At 37.7% G+C, this 16,880-nt stretch carries 17 protein-coding genes; 5 read left to right on the top strand and 12 right to left on the bottom strand.

Annotated elements, in window-relative coordinates:
* The first annotated feature begins 136 nt into the window (after positions 1-136).
* Complete coding sequence (locus D7V20_RS09110) at positions 137-1,120, top strand: esterase/lipase family protein (protein ID WP_171407793.1); 984 nt, start codon at positions 137-139, stop codon at positions 1,118-1,120.
* A gap of 424 nt (positions 1,121-1,544) precedes the next feature.
* Entirely contained in the window at positions 1,545-2,516 is a 972-nt protein-coding gene (locus D7V20_RS09105; protein WP_120383978.1) for an esterase/lipase family protein, read from the top strand.
* Between the two features lie 62 nt (positions 2,517-2,578).
* Here D7V20_RS09105 and rplS read toward each other — a convergent pair whose 3' ends face one another.
* The 12 genes from rplS to ispH form a co-directional block, all read right to left on the bottom strand.
* Positions 2,579-2,950, bottom strand: coding sequence for a 50S ribosomal protein L19 (gene rplS / locus D7V20_RS09100; protein WP_010113417.1), 372 nt, complete (start codon positions 2,948-2,950; stop codon positions 2,579-2,581).
* Positions 2,951-3,137: 187 nt separating this feature from the next.
* Entirely contained in the window at positions 3,138-3,872 is a 735-nt protein-coding gene (gene trmD / locus D7V20_RS09095) for a tRNA (guanosine(37)-N1)-methyltransferase TrmD (protein ID WP_120383977.1), read from the bottom strand.
* A gap of 42 nt (positions 3,873-3,914) precedes the next feature.
* Positions 3,915-4,463, bottom strand: coding sequence for a ribosome maturation factor RimM (gene rimM / locus D7V20_RS09090; RefSeq protein WP_120383976.1), 549 nt, complete (start codon positions 4,461-4,463; stop codon positions 3,915-3,917).
* 27 nt (positions 4,464-4,490) lie between these two features.
* Complete coding sequence (gene rpsP / locus D7V20_RS09085) at positions 4,491-4,748, bottom strand: 30S ribosomal protein S16 (RefSeq protein ID WP_120383975.1); 258 nt, start codon at positions 4,746-4,748, stop codon at positions 4,491-4,493.
* Positions 4,749-4,891: 143 nt separating this feature from the next.
* A complete protein-coding gene (locus tag D7V20_RS09080) occupies positions 4,892-5,335 on the bottom strand; it encodes a type IV pilin protein (protein WP_120383974.1) in 444 nt (147 codons plus the stop codon).
* Positions 5,329-5,889, bottom strand: a complete 561-nt coding sequence (locus tag D7V20_RS09075; protein ID WP_120383973.1) for a type IV pilin protein — start codon at positions 5,887-5,889, stop codon at positions 5,329-5,331. The genes D7V20_RS09080 and D7V20_RS09075 overlap by 7 nt, the downstream gene beginning before the upstream one ends.
* Before the next feature lie 9 nt (positions 5,890-5,898).
* Positions 5,899-9,612: a PilC/PilY family type IV pilus protein gene (locus D7V20_RS09070; protein WP_120383972.1), complete on the bottom strand. Its 3,714-nt coding sequence runs from the start codon at positions 9,610-9,612 to the stop codon at positions 5,899-5,901.
* A gap of 29 nt (positions 9,613-9,641) precedes the next feature.
* Positions 9,642-10,349: a pilus assembly protein PilX gene (locus tag D7V20_RS09065; protein ID WP_120383971.1), complete on the bottom strand. Its 708-nt coding sequence runs from the start codon at positions 10,347-10,349 to the stop codon at positions 9,642-9,644.
* Positions 10,346-11,365 carry a PilW family protein gene (locus D7V20_RS09060; protein ID WP_120383970.1) on the bottom strand — a complete coding sequence of 340 codons (1,020 nt, stop codon included), beginning with the start codon at positions 11,363-11,365 and terminating at the stop codon, positions 10,346-10,348. Before D7V20_RS09060 ends, D7V20_RS09065 begins: the two co-directional genes overlap by 4 nt.
* Positions 11,358-11,846: a type IV pilus modification protein PilV gene (gene pilV, locus D7V20_RS09055; RefSeq protein ID WP_120383969.1), complete on the bottom strand. Its 489-nt coding sequence runs from the start codon at positions 11,844-11,846 to the stop codon at positions 11,358-11,360. Before pilV ends, D7V20_RS09060 begins: the two co-directional genes overlap by 8 nt.
* A gap of 4 nt (positions 11,847-11,850) precedes the next feature.
* A complete protein-coding gene (locus D7V20_RS09050; protein ID WP_120383968.1) occupies positions 11,851-12,303 on the bottom strand; it encodes a pilus assembly FimT family protein in 453 nt (150 codons plus the stop codon).
* Positions 12,304-12,444: 141 nt separating this feature from the next.
* Positions 12,445-13,395 carry a 4-hydroxy-3-methylbut-2-enyl diphosphate reductase gene (gene ispH / locus D7V20_RS09045; protein WP_120383967.1) on the bottom strand — a complete coding sequence of 317 codons (951 nt, stop codon included), beginning with the start codon at positions 13,393-13,395 and terminating at the stop codon, positions 12,445-12,447.
* Positions 13,396-13,539: 144 nt separating this feature from the next.
* Here ispH and gmk point away from each other — a divergent pair, with 144 nt between their 5' ends.
* From gmk to D7V20_RS09030, 3 genes are all read left to right on the top strand, one after another.
* Entirely contained in the window at positions 13,540-14,169 is a 630-nt protein-coding gene (gene gmk / locus D7V20_RS09040) for a guanylate kinase (protein WP_120383966.1), read from the top strand.
* 90 nt (positions 14,170-14,259) lie between these two features.
* Positions 14,260-14,541 carry a DNA-directed RNA polymerase subunit omega gene (gene rpoZ, locus D7V20_RS09035; RefSeq protein WP_004718302.1) on the top strand — a complete coding sequence of 94 codons (282 nt, stop codon included), beginning with the start codon at positions 14,260-14,262 and terminating at the stop codon, positions 14,539-14,541.
* A gap of 212 nt (positions 14,542-14,753) precedes the next feature.
* Positions 14,754-16,865 carry a RelA/SpoT family protein gene (locus D7V20_RS09030; protein WP_120383965.1) on the top strand — a complete coding sequence of 704 codons (2,112 nt, stop codon included), beginning with the start codon at positions 14,754-14,756 and terminating at the stop codon, positions 16,863-16,865.
* Positions 16,866-16,880: the final 15 nt, after the last annotated feature.

The following is a 16,880-nucleotide window of genomic DNA, read 5'->3' as shown; positions in this document are numbered from 1 at the left end:
CAACAAGATTACATACGGCTTCAAACCTTTGAAAAAGTTCATGACGAAGGAGGAAAACTACCATTCTCTGATTAGGGATAACGCATACCCTAAACGGATTTATCAAAACTCAACATTTTTTCAGGATGAAATATAAATGTTCAAAAACAAGAAATATACACTTCTTTGTTCTATTTCTGCACTCTGCGGGGCAATCAGCATCGGTTCTGCACATGCTGCTTCTGGAGTACAGCAAGTTACTGCATCAGTTCAATCTGATTATGCAAAAACCAAATACCCCATTTTATTTACACATGGGATGTTTGGATTTAGTCGCTTAGGTGTCGCTGCATTTGGGTTAGATTATTGGTATCAAATTTTACCTGATCTAGCGCGTAATGGTTCAACAGTCTTTGCTGCTCAAATTTCACCATTGGAGTCTACGGAAGTTCGGGGAGAACAATTACTTGCACAAGTTGAAGATGTTAGGGCTTTAACAGGTAAAGAGAAAGTCAATTTAATTGGTCATAGCCACGGCGGACCTACAATCCGTTATATAGAAATCGTAAGACCTCAGTATGTCGCATCTTTGACAGGTGTTGGTGCAACATTCAGGGGCTCAAAAGTTGCAGATGATCTATTAGCCAATAGAGGAGGAGCTCAATTTCTAAGTATTGCAACCAACTATATCATTGGTCCTATTATTGCCTTTTCTCAAGGGAATACAGGACTGAAAAGCAATTTGAATGCTTCACTGACCTCTATTAGTGAACAAGGTTCAAGTGCTTTTAATCAACGCTATCCAACTCCTGCCCTTGCCAGTACTTGTTCTCAAAATGGCGCAACATCTCGAAATGGTGTTTATTACTATTCATGGACAGGAACATCACAAGTGACGAATGTCCTAGACGTTGTTGATAGTGCCATTGCTGTTTTAGGCCCAATTTCTTATGGTAGTTTAAACAATGATGGCTTAGTTCCACGCTGCAATACTCGTTTTGGTAAAGTCATTCGTGATGATTATGATTGGAATCATCTTGATGAAGTCAACCAAGTGTTAGGTATTCGAGGCTTATTTTCTACAGACCCCGTTTCTGTTTACCGTCAACATGCAAATCGATTAAAACTCCAAGGTCTATAAGACTCTTTATAAACCATCAAAGCCAAATATTGTATTCCGCAATATTTGGCTCTTCAAAAATCCGATCAAATACCAACCACTCATCCACTCTATTTAGATTTTTATTTAGTATTTCTATACGATATTTTTGACAATAAAAAATAAGAGCGCTTGCAGAAGTAGACTTTTGATGTAATTCAATCAATAGGAATGAAAAAATTCAAAACGAATACGCTGTTTAATCTCAAACAATGCAAAGCCTTTATTAGATGTCTTGCAAAAGTCAAAATGATTGAAAATGAATATTGAGAGTCCCTTCTCCCCTTGTGTGCAATCATGCTCGTTCTTTTCAAGGAGAGAATTCCCATTATCATAAATGCTCATCACAACTCGACTTAAGCAAGAAGCCTATTGTTCAATTAAAATAAATAATGTGAGAATATCTATGGAAAAAGGACTACTTTTCATCAGTGTTATAGGACTAAGTACGATAACACACACGGTATTTGCAGCGAATATACCGCAGCAAGCCACTTCATCCAATATCATTTCTGACTATGCCAAAACTCAATATCCGATTGCATTTGTACATGGCATGTTTGGCTTCGAACGCTTAGGCTTTGACTCATTTGGTATGGACTATTTTTATCAAATTTTACCCGATTTAGCCCGCCATGGCGCAACTGCATTTGCCACACAAGTTTCACCTATTGAATCCTCTGAAATTCGAGGAGAACAACTGATTGGACAAGTTGAAGAGATCATGGCCATTACAGGAAAAACCAAAGTCAACCTGATTGGACATAGCCATGCTGGATCAACAATCCGTTATGTTGAAGCAATTAAACCTGAATACGTTGCCTCTTTAACAGGTGTCGGCGCAACATTTCGAGGATCAAAAATTGGAGATATGACGCTAGAAAATCCTGTTTCCAGTCCAATATCTAGCCTTATTGTAGATCATTTAGTGGGGCCAATATTAACATGGGCATCACATAATCCATACACAACCGTAAACATGCATCGAGGACTGGTATCTGTCAGTGAAGCGGGTTCAGCAATTTTTAATGCGACTTACCCAACACCGGCTCTCGCGGATTCATGCAATCAAAGCGGTGCATATTCACATCAAGGCAGATATTATTATTCTTGGACGGGTACTTCTCAAGTCACCAATCTGTTAGATGTCATCGATCTGGGTGTTTCAACACTCGCCCCAATTGCTTATGGTAATTTAGACAATGATGGCGTGGTTCCGCGCTGTAGTACGCACTTTGGTAAAGTCATTCGAGATGACTACAAATTAACTCATCTAGATGAAACAAATTTAGTTTTAGGATTACGTGATACCTTTGCTCCCGATCCAGTAGCACTCTATCGTCAGCACGCTAATCGCCTTAAATTACAGGGTTTATAATTTTATTAGAAATAAAAAAATGCGCCAATCGGCGCATTTTTTGCTGTAAAACAAAGTTTAAATTAACCTTGTTTACGAGCTGGTAACTTTTCACGAATACGTGCAGCTTTACCTGACAATTCACGTAGGTAATAAAGTTTAGCACGACGAACGTCACCACGACGTTTCACTTCGATTTTAGCAACAACTGGTGAATGTGTTTGGAAAACACGTTCAACACCAACACCGCTAGAAATTTTACGAACAGTGAAAGCAGAGTTTAAACCGCGGTTTTTCTTCGCGATTACAACACCTTCAAATGCTTGAAGACGTTCACGATCACCCTCTTTTACTTTTACCTGAACGATAACTGTATCACCTGGTGCAAAAGCAGGAATGTCTTGTTTTAACTGTGCATTTTCAACAGCTTGAACTAAAGGATGCTTACCACTCATGGGGTATCTCCAATATGTGTGGGTCAGAAGAGGTCTGATGTCCACTGGGTATAGAGGCTAAAGCGCATAGACCCGATTGACTTTCCCTTTATGCTTGACCGCTTCAAGACATAAAGAGCCTAATAAACAACACTTCAACACAACCGTTCAAGTGTTGGATTTGGAAATTAACCTGGAGTTATTTTCCTTATAAATCTTTGAGCCATTTTTTCTGCTGCTTCGTCAACTCAACTTTTTCAACCAATTCAGGTCGGCGTTCTAAAGTTCGTTGATAACGCTGCAAAAACCGCCATTTCTCAATATTTGAATGATGTCCTGATTTTAAGATTTCAGGTACATCCAAACCTTCAAAATGATCTGGCTTGGTATATTGTGGACAATCTAAAAGACCATCTACAAATGAGTCTTGTATTGCGGATTGTTCATCAGACATTGTATTCGGCAAACGTCGAATAATACTGTCCAATAAAACCATCGCAGGTAACTCTCCACCTGACAATACGTAATCACCTATTGACCATTCTTGATCAATATATTTTTGGATCAAACGCTCATCAACCCCTTCATAACGTCCACACAATACAATTAATCCATCATATTCAACAAATTGCTGTACTGCAGTTTCGTTTAAGGTCTTTCCTTGGGGTGACATGTACACCACAGGAACATGAACTGCACCTGCTTGCTTTGCAAGCTCTTTAGCACGGTGAATTGCTTTTGCCAAAGGCTCAGCCATCATCACCATACCAGGACCACCACCAAATGGACGTTCATCCACTCTTTTGTAGTTACCCTCTGCAAACTCTCGTGGGTTGATACAATGGACTTGTATAAGCTCACGTTTTGCTGCGCGCCCGCTAATTCCGTAGGCTGTGATCGCTTCAAACATTTCAGGAAAAAGCGTAATGACTGCAAAAAACATCGCAGACTCCTCTATTTTCCTGCTGCGTTCATCCTTAAAGGATTAATAATCCACGCCCCAATTCACGTAGATACGACCAGCTTCGAGATCAACACGTTGTACCACATCTTTATGCCATGGGATCATTCGCTCTTCGCCATCAATGCTTTCTGGGGTTGCGCGAACCACCATTACATCATTAGCTCCTGTTTCAAACAATTCGTGGATTTTACCGAGATTCACTTCCTGTTCTTCATCATCTAGGCCTAACACTGTTAAACCTTTTAAATCCGACCAGTAATACTCGTCCACACCTGCTTGAGGCAGTTGCGATTTTGAAATCCAAACATTTGCACCCACCAAATTATCCGCTGCGGTACGATCACTCACACCTTTCAACGAAACAACCAAGCCTTTGCCATGCGGTTTCCAACGTTTTACATCTACAATTTGCCAACCTGCTTTGGTTTCTATATACCAAGGCAGATAGTCAAAAATATTGCTCATGGGTTCTGTATTGGAATAGACCCAGAGCCACCCATTTAATCCATATGCTGAACGTAGCTGTCCAATCTGAATACGATCTTCGGGCACATTCTGTGCTGGTGTCATGGGCTTACTGCCTAATTAAATATTTAATTATGCAGTAGCAGCAGCTTTCTTAGCTTGAGCAGCTAAAGAAGCAAAGCGTTCAGACGGTTGAGCGCCTTGAGCGATCCAATGAGCAAAACGGTCAGCATCTAAACGAAGTTTTTCTGCTTTACCTTGAGCTGTAGGGTTAAAGAAACCAATACGTTCGATGAAACGACCGTCACGTGCATTACGGCTATCAGTTACGATTACTTGATAGAACGGACGTTTTTTAGCACCACCGCGTGCTAGACGAATTACAACCATGATAGAACCTTATAGTTTTTACGGATTATCCCTGTACCGACCATCGGCACATTTCAAACCCCTTTCATAGAGGGCAGTATTTTACGTTATCTTTACAGCGAAAGAAAGATCAAAATTTATTTATCCACATTTTTAAATTTGTTTTATTTGCCATCCCAGTTTGAGGTAGCTGTTGGGGTGCATGTAGTGCCTTTGGTCCAGCATTTTTGACTTAAACTATTTAAAATAACAGAACCATTCCCCAACTGTGATCCCGCTGGTGTTGCAGTTAATGTCCATGTCTGGTTATCACTCCCAATTACTAGTGTTAAATCATATGATTTATTATTTAAAGAAGGAAAGGGAGCACTTGTTCCAACTAAAGACAACCCAAATTTATCTATAGTTGCATTTTGATAACTATGGTTCACTGCTAAAAAGCTTTGCAACTGTTGTGCTACTCTCATCATCTCTGCTTGCACTTCTGTTCTTTTCGTTCTTATCACATAATTTTGATAAGAAGTCACAGCAAAAGCAGCAAGAATCGAAATAATAACTAATACAATTAAAAGCTCAATTAAAGTCCATCCTTTATTTTTTTTTACCATCTTTCCACATCCGTAGTATTACCACAAGAAACAAAATCTTTCACAGCATTATTTGAAGTTGTCATACAACGCACGCCATCACTTTTAAGAAGCAAATCATAATTTTGAGGTTCTTTAGGTTGCGCATTCGCATCAGAACTAACTTTTACTCGTTCAACCTTAATCGCCCAATTCAAACCTCTTACTTGCTTAGAATCTGCTGTTTCAATCCCACCACTACTTTTAACTGTTAAAGGTTTTTTTGAAGTTAAGTCTACAAGAGTCAATATATATTTAGCATTTGAACCCGATGATCCTACTGGCAGTAAGAGCACACCTGTATTTGGATCATAGCTTGTATAAATATAGTTAGGATTAAACCCCTTATAACTATAGTTTTTAGACTTAAACCTCTCTAATTCATTCGCAATATTTAACGATACTTGCTTCGCTATAGCCAAATCATTACGAAGCAAATATTTTTGGTACATTGGAACAGCTATCGCGGATAGAATTGCAAGAATAACTATAGCGACCATCAACTCAATAAGCGTAAATCCTTTTATATACTTCATAGGTAGCTCCTATCGAGATTCATACCAACGTAAGTGTTGTAACTTAGACTTAGCATCAAACAACTGACATTCTGGTAAGTTTTTGTTTTCTACTTTTGTACAATCCTTTCCACCTTCACGTTTGACAATCAACCCCATGCCACCACCACTATAAGCTTGCCCTAAACCAGTCCCCAAAATACCACCACCCAACTTAACTCGATTTGGTTCAGTGGTCTCACTTGAATAGAATTTACACTTTCCTGAAGGTAAGCAGAATTGGTATAAATATGAATCACCAATTACACCTGAACCACAATCTTTCGCAATCCCCACCCCATCTTTGTCATAGGTATTGACATATAACATACTATCTAAGGCATACAATTCATTCATTCCTTTGATATGCCCATCACCATATGAACTTGTCGGGTAATAATATACCCAACCACTATTATAAGTTTTAGTTGTACCATTTACAGTAGCATCAGCCACCCCAACGTTCAAATCTAAAACAGGTAAGTTAGTAATTTCTTTAATTCTCAGTGATGTATCTTCTATAGAGTATAAATCTGTACGTGCTATATCATGATCAAAAATAACAAACACTCCATCCTTTGCACTGGTCGTTGTTGTTGTCACATTATTAGTACTAGTAAATTTACCTGCTAAAGGTGAACTACGATTACCAGAACTTAATGCCAAGACACCATATAAGCCGTCAACACCTTTATCTTGTGCAGAAAAACTAGGCATTTCATAAAATCTTGGACTCTTACCTGAAGCCAAGTGACCGTTATACAAACGCACGACACGTGTAGCAAATGCATCTGTTGATGTAGTTTTATTATTTAAGTCTATACGAAATGCTTGACCACCCAAATCACCAAAATATAAAGTATCAGATAAACCATCATTATCGCGATCTACCGCATTAATTTGACTTACTACACTATATTTTAAGTTTACATTTGCAGTATATGCGACTTTATCTGCTGAACTATTTGCACTTGCCCACCATAATAACTCACCATCGTTGGCATCAAACATATAAACACCTGCACCTTTTTTGTTACTTTGATCGTATGCAGTATTTTCATATCCTGTATCATATCCTCCACCAACGAACATGACTAACTTGCGCTGACCTCCCCAGTTAATATAAGTTACCGTTGGTTTAGACCAACTTTGCCCCATGAAACTCAATGCTTCAACAGTTTTAGTACCAGAACTATTAGTAAGTGTTGCTTTTACTGTTGTGGTTGCATCTGCATTTGTTACCGTATCTTGTGGATTAATATGGAACTTTAACTTTGGTTCTTTGATATTTTGTAAATCTAAAGCATAGTAGCTACGCCCTCCCATACGCATCCCACCAAAAACCAATTGCATCCCCTTCTTAGTCTGCAAATCAGTACGATCTGAATCTTTTATCGTTAAGCTACCATCACTATTTGAAACATATTGACTAAATACAGTCCACGCACCATCTATTCCATAATAAAGATTTGCGCGTCCTTCATTCGTATTACCTTCTGACAAAAAGCCTAATGACTGTTTCTCCATTATTTCATGTGGAACAAAAGCAAAAACTTCTTTTCCAGCATCAGGGTCAGAATCAAGATCAGGTTTGCCTGCTTTGACAACATGCAATATTCCTTGCGTACTACCAAACAACAGATAATCATCCCGATCTGAAGAAGTCACAGTACCATTAGAAAGAACATCGACTTTACCTGACTGTGTTAGCAGTATTGGGGTTGAATGCATTACTGCACCAATTTGCCTATTTTCAACCGTAGGTAAATTAGTAGCCGTCAATCCAGTAGCATCTTTGGCAACAGCATATCCCAAAATATTTAACCAATAATTTTTCTTTGGATCATTTAATAATTTTGCATCAGTTGAATTTGTACCAAATAAAGCATTCAAATCAACAGTATGTAATCCATTATCCTCTTGTGCTTGATTTAAATTATCAATTTTTCGATTGGTAAACACATTTCTTAATGCATTTGAAGTAGTATTGCTCGTACCCAATGGAATCTTCCCTTTCATTCCATCTTCACCCCAAATACCTATTGCTGAAGGATTTAGCTCCCCGTTTCCTTTAATCAAAGCTATACTATTGAGTCCTTTTAGCTCTCCTTCTTGGGTATAATATTTATTAAAGTTTCCTAACCACAATTGATAATTATCCTGTGGTTTCGGCGTAAACTGAGCATAATACCCATAGGGCTGTACTTGAACAGGATTAAGTTGATCAATTGGAATTGTCGGTGAACCTGTTGCAACAGGTTCAAATTTAGGTGTTACATCTTCAACGAAGTTTACAAAACTTTTAATTACATCATCTGTCGATTTAGCTGAATAGAACCCACCTTCTCCATAACTATTAGGGTTTGTTGCGGTGTTTCCTATACCTGGAACCAATGTGCCATCAGAAAATTTAGTCTTATTTCCCCAATAACAGGCATTTTTTTGATCTGGTCCAGTTAACAAACTACAATTATAATATGTACGAATTTTACCGTTTTTGGGGTCTGCTATATTTTTCCGAATGTTTCCATTTGGATCAGATACATCAAACACATTACCAAACCCTACTACAGCCGTTTTCACCTGATGTTGATCATTATTTCTAGTGCTATTAAAAAGATTCTGGAGCTGACTTCCATCATTCAATGACCGTGCGAAATAACCTATTTGTGACCAACCACCAGATGTTTTATCAATAAAAGTACCATAAGATGTAGAATACCCAGATGTAGATGTACTAGCCCCCCTTTTTGTTAGTGCGGTAATCATTGTTGCTGTAGCACCACTTTCAGCATTGGGTAATCCATCTGTTAATACATAAATCCCCTTCCCCGAACACTTAGGTTCAGTATCATCCACAGGGCGTTTATAATAACGTACACCTCCAAAAACCTCTGTTGAACTATCTTCTGCTTGGCCAATGCCACTATACACCCCTCCACCAGTTGTTGTCCCTAATAATGCCGCTGCCGCTTCAGCATAAGCTGTTGCAGTTGGTGTGCCACCATCACCAGCAAAACCAGGGCTTTTTATTAAAGTCAGTAATTTATTTCGCTGACTTCCAGAGGTTTGCGCTGTATTTGCCTCACCCCATTCATTCGCTGCAATGCGAATATAACCCTTAGCACCTTCTCCATTATACGAATAATTACCTATACCTATTTTAGTTTTAGGTGGAATTGAATTAGAAACAGCTAACTCATACAATGCATCTTTTAAACGACTAATACGATCATAATATGGTGTTCCGCCATCATAGGAAAAAAAACGAGTATTATTACTCTCACTAATATAATTACTGGTATCCGGAGTTGTATAAATTCGAGTACAACGACTAGTACTTGGTGTATTAGTTATTCCATTACATTCATACCATCTACTATTGTAATAATAATAATAATATCTTTTAGTTCCACCAACTTGACAATAATTTCTTGTATAACCGCGACCCTCAGGATGAGGGACATTTGAAATCCGAGCTAAAGGTGATGTATTAGCAGGTAAATCACATGCACTATTATCCCCCATATAAACTTGATCCATACTTCCTGATGTATCCAACATCATCATAATCGACAGTTTTGTTTGATCTGGTAACTTATAAATGTCAATATCACTTGCATACGTTGTTGCAACTTGACACAAAGACCATGTCATTAACATTGACACCGTTGCAGAAAGTACTTTTTGATTAAATATTTGCATTTGTTTAACCCTCAATCCAATGGTATCTGTTAAGACTTTAACTTAGGCGACCCGCCTACAATATAGTCTGCATACTGTGTATTCGATGGAATCCCTAAACCTTCAAAACACTCAGTCACTGTTTGTGTATTTGTATCTTTTTTAATACTTGTCTTTTTAAAACATCCTTCAATATCACTATCAGATGCACCTGCAAAACTTGGTAATATTGAAATCACAGTAACACTAATGTTATACATTGCTTGCGGCACATTACTTTGACCAGCACTTGTACCAACAGGCAAGGCACTTAAAGGTGTTGAAGTATCTTTATTCTTTTTCACATAAATTTGTGATTGCACAGCAGAACGCCCTGTTGCAAACTGTCCAACTTTACAAAAACCAGATACACCTAATTTAGTAGTACTACCATCCAAACTAATAACACTTGCATTATTCAGTGTAAAAAACTTAGTTTCTTTTGCCTTATAACAAAATATAAGTTCATCATCTGAGTTATCCGCAGCGCTGAAATAACTAAACATTCCATCTCTTGCAAGTTGGCGAGTAATTTGTTTAGGGTCTTCAATATTAAATAAAGCAGAATTAGAGTTTTCTAGTAACAATGCACGTACTTGGCTATTGGTCGAAACTTTCAAACCAACAAGACTAGACCTAATAGCAATCGTTCCTAAAAAAGTGATAAGGACTAAAATAACCAGCACTACAACCAGTGTTGTACCTTTTTGATGGTTCATTCTGTCACCCCCAATGTATTTCTAAACGCAACAACTTGACTAAACTCTTCTCTTAAAAATTTACTGCCATCTTTTTGTTCAGTATTTAAAATCAGATTATTTCCTACCAATTTATATGGCTTATTATTATCAATCAAAGATTCAGAATTTAAGGGTGTAGTAGAACGGGCTAATACTCCTACTTCAACCGACATCACATTGTAATACTCATCAGAATCTGTAACAGTTACTGGCATCAAAGTATTTAAGTATTCATTAATGGTTGCGTAGCGCATGGATTTCCCATCTGGTTTACGCACTCCTAATTTCAAATTAAAAGCATCAATTCGTTGCATAAGTTGTTGTGCATTTTTCCCTATTCCTACGATTTCAGCATCACCACTTATATAATTACCTGCATCACAGTACAAACCATAAGCCTTTGGCTGTCCTGGAATTTGAAATGAATCTTCTTTTAAAAAGTAACGCTGAACGATTACTCTTTTTTCCTTGAAGTCAATTTTCCCACCTTCACAATCTACATTATCCACAACATAATATTTTGTATCTTTTTTAAAGTTTCCGCTGCTATCTTTTTTACAGTTAGAGTCTGCTGGATCTTCTGTACAATCATCTTGACGGGTGACTTCTAAATATTGGGGTATATATTGAATCGTCAGTTGATCACTTTTTACACTTGTGGCTGAATTATTATTATTTTGTTTAGTAAAATTATCTGCATTAGCTCCCGCCAAACTTAACGGTAGATTATCTGTAGTAAAAATAATTCCTGAACCAGAAGCTTTATTATTCACAATTTGCGATGAAGAGGTATTTAAATTCGTCTGCCTTAAATCATGTGCTAAAATGCTTAAGCCAAAGTTTGCATTCTCTTGCAACTCCCCCATTCCACTTTGTAGATTTAAAGAACGTTGTCCAGCAATAAAGACAGATAAACCCGCAGCTACAATAAGTAAGCCTAAAACGAGCCCTACCATCAGTTCAATCAATGTAAAACCGTATTGTTTCTTATTCATAATTATAGACCTCTACGATTAAACATTTCGCGTTTGGAGCATAAGCCGTACCATTGGTACAATCCGAGCTTGAAGTTCCATTTGTTGGTTTCGTTCCTTCCCAAGCTACATAAATACACTTTCTTTTAAGTACTGATCCTTGGCAGTCAAGAATATCAAGCGCCATACCTAAATTAGATGCTTTAGTATTGACTTGGTTATAATCATACTCGGCCATTTGCTGCGAAGTACAAACTATAGAATCACAAGTAGCTGGAGACTCTATTAACGTATAATATTTAAGCCCATTTCTGTTCACTCTGATTCTTTCAGATAGATCTCGTGCGATATTCATTGCTTGTACATTACGACTAGCTTCTAGACTCGCAGAAATCGCTCTAATTTGTAAAAATGAAAAACCTAAAACAGCTATAGCCAACAGAACCAAGGCAACAAGAACTTCAACCATCCCTACACCTTTTTGAGTTTTTCTTCCCTCCATATCTCTACTCCTCACCTAAGTCTGTCGGGCATGCACTAGATGCCTTATTAAAAATAATCATTCCACTTTTTCTAACTATAACTACAGCTTTCAGAGACCTATTTTTGTTATGTAAAAAAATAAAACACTGACTAGACTCCTTCAATCGTCCCATCATATTAAATGTCAATTTATTACCTTGAGGCTTTCCTTCCCCCCAAATCACATTATCTGTAGGCACCCAAACTTTATCTGCTGGTGTTACAGATGAATCCAAAGCAAATATTTTTTCTTTTTGCTGTAATATTGCTTCTGTGCGTAAACCATTCATTGTGTCAACTAGATCTCGACTATCATTATTCAATTGAATTCTTTGCATACTTGTTGTTAATGATGGTGTAGCAAACGCAACAATCACACCTAAAACAGTTATTGTTACTAACAACTCAATTAAGGTGAATCCTCGATTATTTCGCATTGCAACTCCCTAACAACAAAACTTTACCCTATTTAAAATCATAGACCAATTCACTACAAAACCAATACAAGTTGGATAAATGGCATAAAAAAACAGATAACTGAAAAATTCAGTTATCTGTTTAATAAAATTAGATTAAATTTAAGCTTGCGTTACTTGTATACGCAACTCTTTCGGTAAGCTAAATGTAATGTTTTCTTCACGCCCATTTAACTCATGTGGTGCTGTTGCTCCCCAATCTTGTAGGCGCTGAATGACTTGTTTAATCAGAATTTCAGGAGCAGATGCACCCGCTGTCACCCCAATTTTATCTGTCGTTTTAAACCACTCTTGTTGAAGCTCATCCGCATTATCTACGAGGTATGCATGTTTCCCCATACGCTCAGCGAGTTCACGCAAACGGTTTGAGTTAGACGAATTGGGAGAACCTACAACTAAAACCACATCACATTGTTCAGCCAAATCACGAACTGCATCTTGACGATTTTGTGTTGCATAACAAATATCATCTTTACGAGGTCCCTGAATATGCGGAAATTTTGCGCGCAAAGCATCAATCACTTTCGCTGTATCATCGATAGAAAGTGTAGTTTGTGTTACAAAAGCAACTTTTTCTGGATGATTCACCGTTAAAGAAGCAACATCTTCTTCATCTTCAACTAAATAAATTTCACCGCCACTTTTTTTATCATATTGACCCATTGTTCCTTCGACTTCTGGGTGGCCTTCATGTCCGATTAGAATTGCTTCCGTTCCCTCTCGCGCATATTTGGTTACTTCGATATGAACTTTGGTCACTAAAGGACATGTTGCATCAAAAACTTTTAAGCCACGACGCTCTGCTTCTTGTTGAACTGCTTTTGAAACGCCATGTGCACTAAAAATAACAATATTATCATCAGGCACTTCGTCGAGTTCATCGACAAAAATCGCACCACGCTGACGTAAATCATCCACCACAAATTTGTTATGTACCACTTCATGGCGGACATAAATAGGTGGATTAAAACATTCAAGTGCACGATTGACGATGGCAATTGCACGATCTACACCTGCACAAAATCCACGTGGATTGGCCAATACAATTTCCATAGAACCCTCAATACTCACTTATATGCTTGGATAAATTTAGCCGATACCACACAAACAAATCATAAAAACCGTTAAAAACTGTTTTGTTTGTGTGCCGTCTACTCTAAAATAGAGAAGATATTTTATCATATCAGGAAAAATATCATGTCGGGTCTATTGTTTGTCGTTTCTGCGGCATCGGGAACAGGCAAAACATCTCTCGTTAAAGCGCTACTTGAACGTGTCAGTAATTTGCATGTTTCAGTTTCTCATACGACTCGTGGTCAACGACCTGGCGAACTCGACGGTGTTCATTATCATTTTACTTCAAAAGAAAACTTTCTTGATCAAGTCAATCAAGGTGGTTTTATTGAATATGCTGAAGTTTTTGGTAATTATTACGGTACTGCTCAAACCACAGTCAAAGAGCAATTGGCAAAAGGTCATGATGTACTTTTAGAAATTGATTGGCAAGGTGCGGAACAAGTTCGTAAGATTTTTCCTGAATCTAAACAAATTTTTATTCTCCCTCCTACACAGTTTGACTTACGTCAGCGTTTGTCTAACCGCGGTACAGATTCTGTCGAAGTGATTGAACATCGTTTAAGCTGTGCCGTTGCTGACATGCAGCAATATGTTAATTTTGAATACATTATTATCAATGATGATTTTAATAAAGCTTTGCATGATCTAGAGTCTGTGATTAACGCCAATCGCTTAAAAATCCAGCAACAGGCAAATCGTCATCAAGTATTGATTGAAAAATTAATCACACCTCAATCTTCACAATCTTAAGTTAGCTGTCGATTAAAACTTGAGTCTATCGTGAAAGCATTTTATACTTCACAGTCTATTTAAAAAATTTGTATTCAAACGAGAATTCTTATGGCACGCGTAACCGTTGAAGATTGTTTAGACCATGTAGACAACCGCTTTGAGCTTGTACTAGTGGCAAGCAAACGCGCGCGTCAATTGGCACGTCAAGGGATCGAACCTACTGTTGAGTGGGACAATGACAAACCAACTGTTGTTGCATTACGTGAAATTGCGATTGGTCATGTGACTAAAGATATCTTGAAGCAACGTGATCAAGATTATCAAACCTCTAGTCTTGACCTTGCACTTTCTGCAAACAATCTCAATCTTGAAGGTTTTTCTTTCCAATAAGTTAAATTTTCTTAAAAAGCCTAGTTTTTATACTAGGCTTTTTTATTGCAAATTTATCGTAAATAATTTTGCCAACGCATCGACAAAATCCTAAATATTTGTTAAAAAAAATAGATATTTTTTATTTCTAGAAATTGACAAGTGACTCAATATGCTTTTCATTAAAGGATTGGGAAAAACAGTTCAAATTCGCAATTAATGATAGGTGTTTTATGCCAGGCCAAGAGGTCAGCCAAGCCAAGCAGCAGCTCAATGTGATTATCGACGCTTACTTAAAACCGAGTGATGTCGAACGGGTTCTTGCGGCTTGTGATTATGCTGATATTGCGCATGATGGCATTACCCGTAAAAGTGGTGAACCTTATATTCTCCACCCTATTGCCGTGAGTTGTATTTTAGCCCATATGCGTATGGATCCTGAAACACTGATGGCTGCATTGTTACATGACGTGATTGAAGATACAGATTTTACTAAAGAAGATATTACTGAAAAGTTTGGTCGAACCGTCGCCGAGTTGGTTGATGGTGTCACCAAACTCAGCCATTCCAGCGATAAAGAATATAATAAAGCAGCATCATTTCGTAAAATCTTACAAGCAACGCTACAAGACCCCCGTGTAATCATTATCAAACTTGCAGATCGTTACCATAATATGACGACACTAGATGCGTTACGCCCAGACAAGCGTGCTCGCATTGCCCAAGAAACGTTTGATATTTTTGTTCCAATGGCTCGCCTAGTCGGCATGAATGAAATGGCGGATAATTTAGAACATCTTTGCTATCAAAATCTTGACCTAGACATGTATAACGATGTGCAAGCATCTTTATTAAAAACCAAGCCTGAACGATGCAAATATCAGTCGATATGGGAACAGAATCTTGTTGATTTATTAAATAATTATAATATTTTGGGTCGTATTAAGAAGAAAAATAATAATATTGAGTTACTGCGCCACTTTGTTAAAAATGAAATTGATCTGCAAGAACTCACACATAGCCACGCTTTTGAAATTATTTTGCAAAGCATCGCTGACTGTGATCGTTTTGTTGATGCACTACGTGAAAATTTTCAAGTTCTCTCTTATGAAGATCATATTCGTCGCCCTCTCCCTGGTGGTAATCAATCTTTAATGATTAAGCTTAAAGGTGAGCGCACAACATTATCATTAACCATTCAAACCGAGCTTATGCGTAAAGCTGCTCGCTTTGGCGTAGTTTTAGGTGAAAATGCACCTCAAGCTTGTCGTTCCGCAATTCAGGCATCCATGAAGAATTTAGATATTCTTGTTGGTGGTGAATGTGCAAAAACTACATTTAATGATTTGCTTGACTATTTACATCAAGAAAAAATTTGGGTTTATACCCCGCATGGTCAACTGCATGAACTTCCTCAAGGTGCAACAGCTGTTGATTTTGCCTATTCAGCCAGTTTATTTCTAGGTAATCATGCTGTGGGTGCTAAAATTAATAATGAAATCAAGCCACTTTCTACACCTTTGGCTAGTGGACAAGTGATCGAAATTATTACCGATGTCTTAGCAACACCAAATCCTGATTGGCTCAGTTTTATTAACACTCAAAAAGCACGTCGCGCGATTCAAAATATTCTGCGAGATCAAGATTTAGAGGAACAACGTTTAGTTGGACAACAAGCTTTAAATCGTGCACTCAAACTCTTTAATCGTTCTGTAAAAGATTTATCAGAAGCAGATTGGATTGATTTACTACAATGGCGTCATATTCAGAATAAAGATACTCTATTTGAACAAATTGCTGTCGGTGACTTACTACCACAATTGGTTGCTAACCATTTATTTGCACAATCACAACCTAGCGACCACACCGTTTCTGAACGCTTAATTCAAGGTACTGAAGGGGTTGATGTTAAGTATGCACACTGTTGCAATCCTGTGTTTGGTGATCAAATTCAAGGACATTTATCACGTCGAGGCTTAATTGTACATCGCGCACGTTGTCACAACCTGATCCATGAACAACACTTACATCCTGAAAATATCATGTCTTTACAATGGACATCAGAACAAGAAGAAGATGTTAACTTTAATGCGTATTTAAGCATTGACCTTGTATTGAACGATGAACAAATCTCAGAACTGATTTATCTATGTCGTAAAGCAAAAACAGGGGTTGAGTCCGTACGTTCCCATGAAGATAAAACTTATGTCAATATTGTGGTGAATAATCGTAAACAGATTGCTCAAATCATTCGTGAGTTGCGTATGCAATTTGGCTTCCCTCGCATTGAACGCTTATCTATGCCGATTGTCATCAATGACAACATTAAAGCTAAAGCTTGTTAATTAAATTTAATCATC

Origin of the sequence: Acinetobacter rongchengensis, from assembly GCF_003611475.1 — a bacterium.
GTDB lineage: Bacteria > Pseudomonadota > Gammaproteobacteria > Pseudomonadales > Moraxellaceae > Acinetobacter > Acinetobacter rongchengensis.
Note: the sequence above shows the minus strand (reverse complement) of the source record. Positions and strands in the feature narration are given on the sequence as shown.

What these genes read in the sequence shown, in the direction of transcription:
- D7V20_RS09110 (WP_171407793.1), top strand. Translation starts at nt 137, where the DNA reads ATGTTCAAAAACAAGAAATATACACTTCTTTGTTCTATTTCTGCACTC.
- D7V20_RS09105 (WP_120383978.1), top strand. Translation starts at nt 1,545, where the DNA reads ATGGAAAAAGGACTACTTTTCATCAGTGTTATAGGACTAAGTACGATA.
- rplS (WP_010113417.1), bottom strand. Translation starts at nt 2,950, where the DNA reads ATGAGTGGTAAGCATCCTTTAGTTCAAGCTGTTGAAAATGCACAGTTA.
- trmD (WP_120383977.1), bottom strand. Translation starts at nt 3,872, where the DNA reads ATGTTTTTTGCAGTCATTACGCTTTTTCCTGAAATGTTTGAAGCGATC.
- rimM (WP_120383976.1), bottom strand. Translation starts at nt 4,463, where the DNA reads ATGACACCAGCACAGAATGTGCCCGAAGATCGTATTCAGATTGGACAG.
- rpsP (WP_120383975.1), bottom strand. Translation starts at nt 4,748, where the DNA reads ATGGTTGTAATTCGTCTAGCACGCGGTGGTGCTAAAAAACGTCCGTTC.
- D7V20_RS09080 (WP_120383974.1), bottom strand. Translation starts at nt 5,335, where the DNA reads ATGGTAAAAAAAAATAAAGGATGGACTTTAATTGAGCTTTTAATTGTA.
- D7V20_RS09075 (WP_120383973.1), bottom strand. Translation starts at nt 5,889, where the DNA reads ATGAAGTATATAAAAGGATTTACGCTTATTGAGTTGATGGTCGCTATA.
- D7V20_RS09070 (WP_120383972.1), bottom strand. Translation starts at nt 9,612, where the DNA reads ATGCAAATATTTAATCAAAAAGTACTTTCTGCAACGGTGTCAATGTTA.
- D7V20_RS09065 (WP_120383971.1), bottom strand. Translation starts at nt 10,349, where the DNA reads ATGAACCATCAAAAAGGTACAACACTGGTTGTAGTGCTGGTTATTTTA.
- D7V20_RS09060 (WP_120383970.1), bottom strand. Translation starts at nt 11,365, where the DNA reads ATGAATAAGAAACAATACGGTTTTACATTGATTGAACTGATGGTAGGG.
- pilV (WP_120383969.1), bottom strand. Translation starts at nt 11,846, where the DNA reads ATGGAGGGAAGAAAAACTCAAAAAGGTGTAGGGATGGTTGAAGTTCTT.
- D7V20_RS09050 (WP_120383968.1), bottom strand. Translation starts at nt 12,303, where the DNA reads ATGCGAAATAATCGAGGATTCACCTTAATTGAGTTGTTAGTAACAATA.
- ispH (WP_120383967.1), bottom strand. Translation starts at nt 13,395, where the DNA reads ATGGAAATTGTATTGGCCAATCCACGTGGATTTTGTGCAGGTGTAGAT.
- gmk (WP_120383966.1), top strand. Translation starts at nt 13,540, where the DNA reads ATGTCGGGTCTATTGTTTGTCGTTTCTGCGGCATCGGGAACAGGCAAA.
- rpoZ (WP_004718302.1), top strand. Translation starts at nt 14,260, where the DNA reads ATGGCACGCGTAACCGTTGAAGATTGTTTAGACCATGTAGACAACCGC.
- D7V20_RS09030 (WP_120383965.1), top strand. Translation starts at nt 14,754, where the DNA reads ATGCCAGGCCAAGAGGTCAGCCAAGCCAAGCAGCAGCTCAATGTGATT.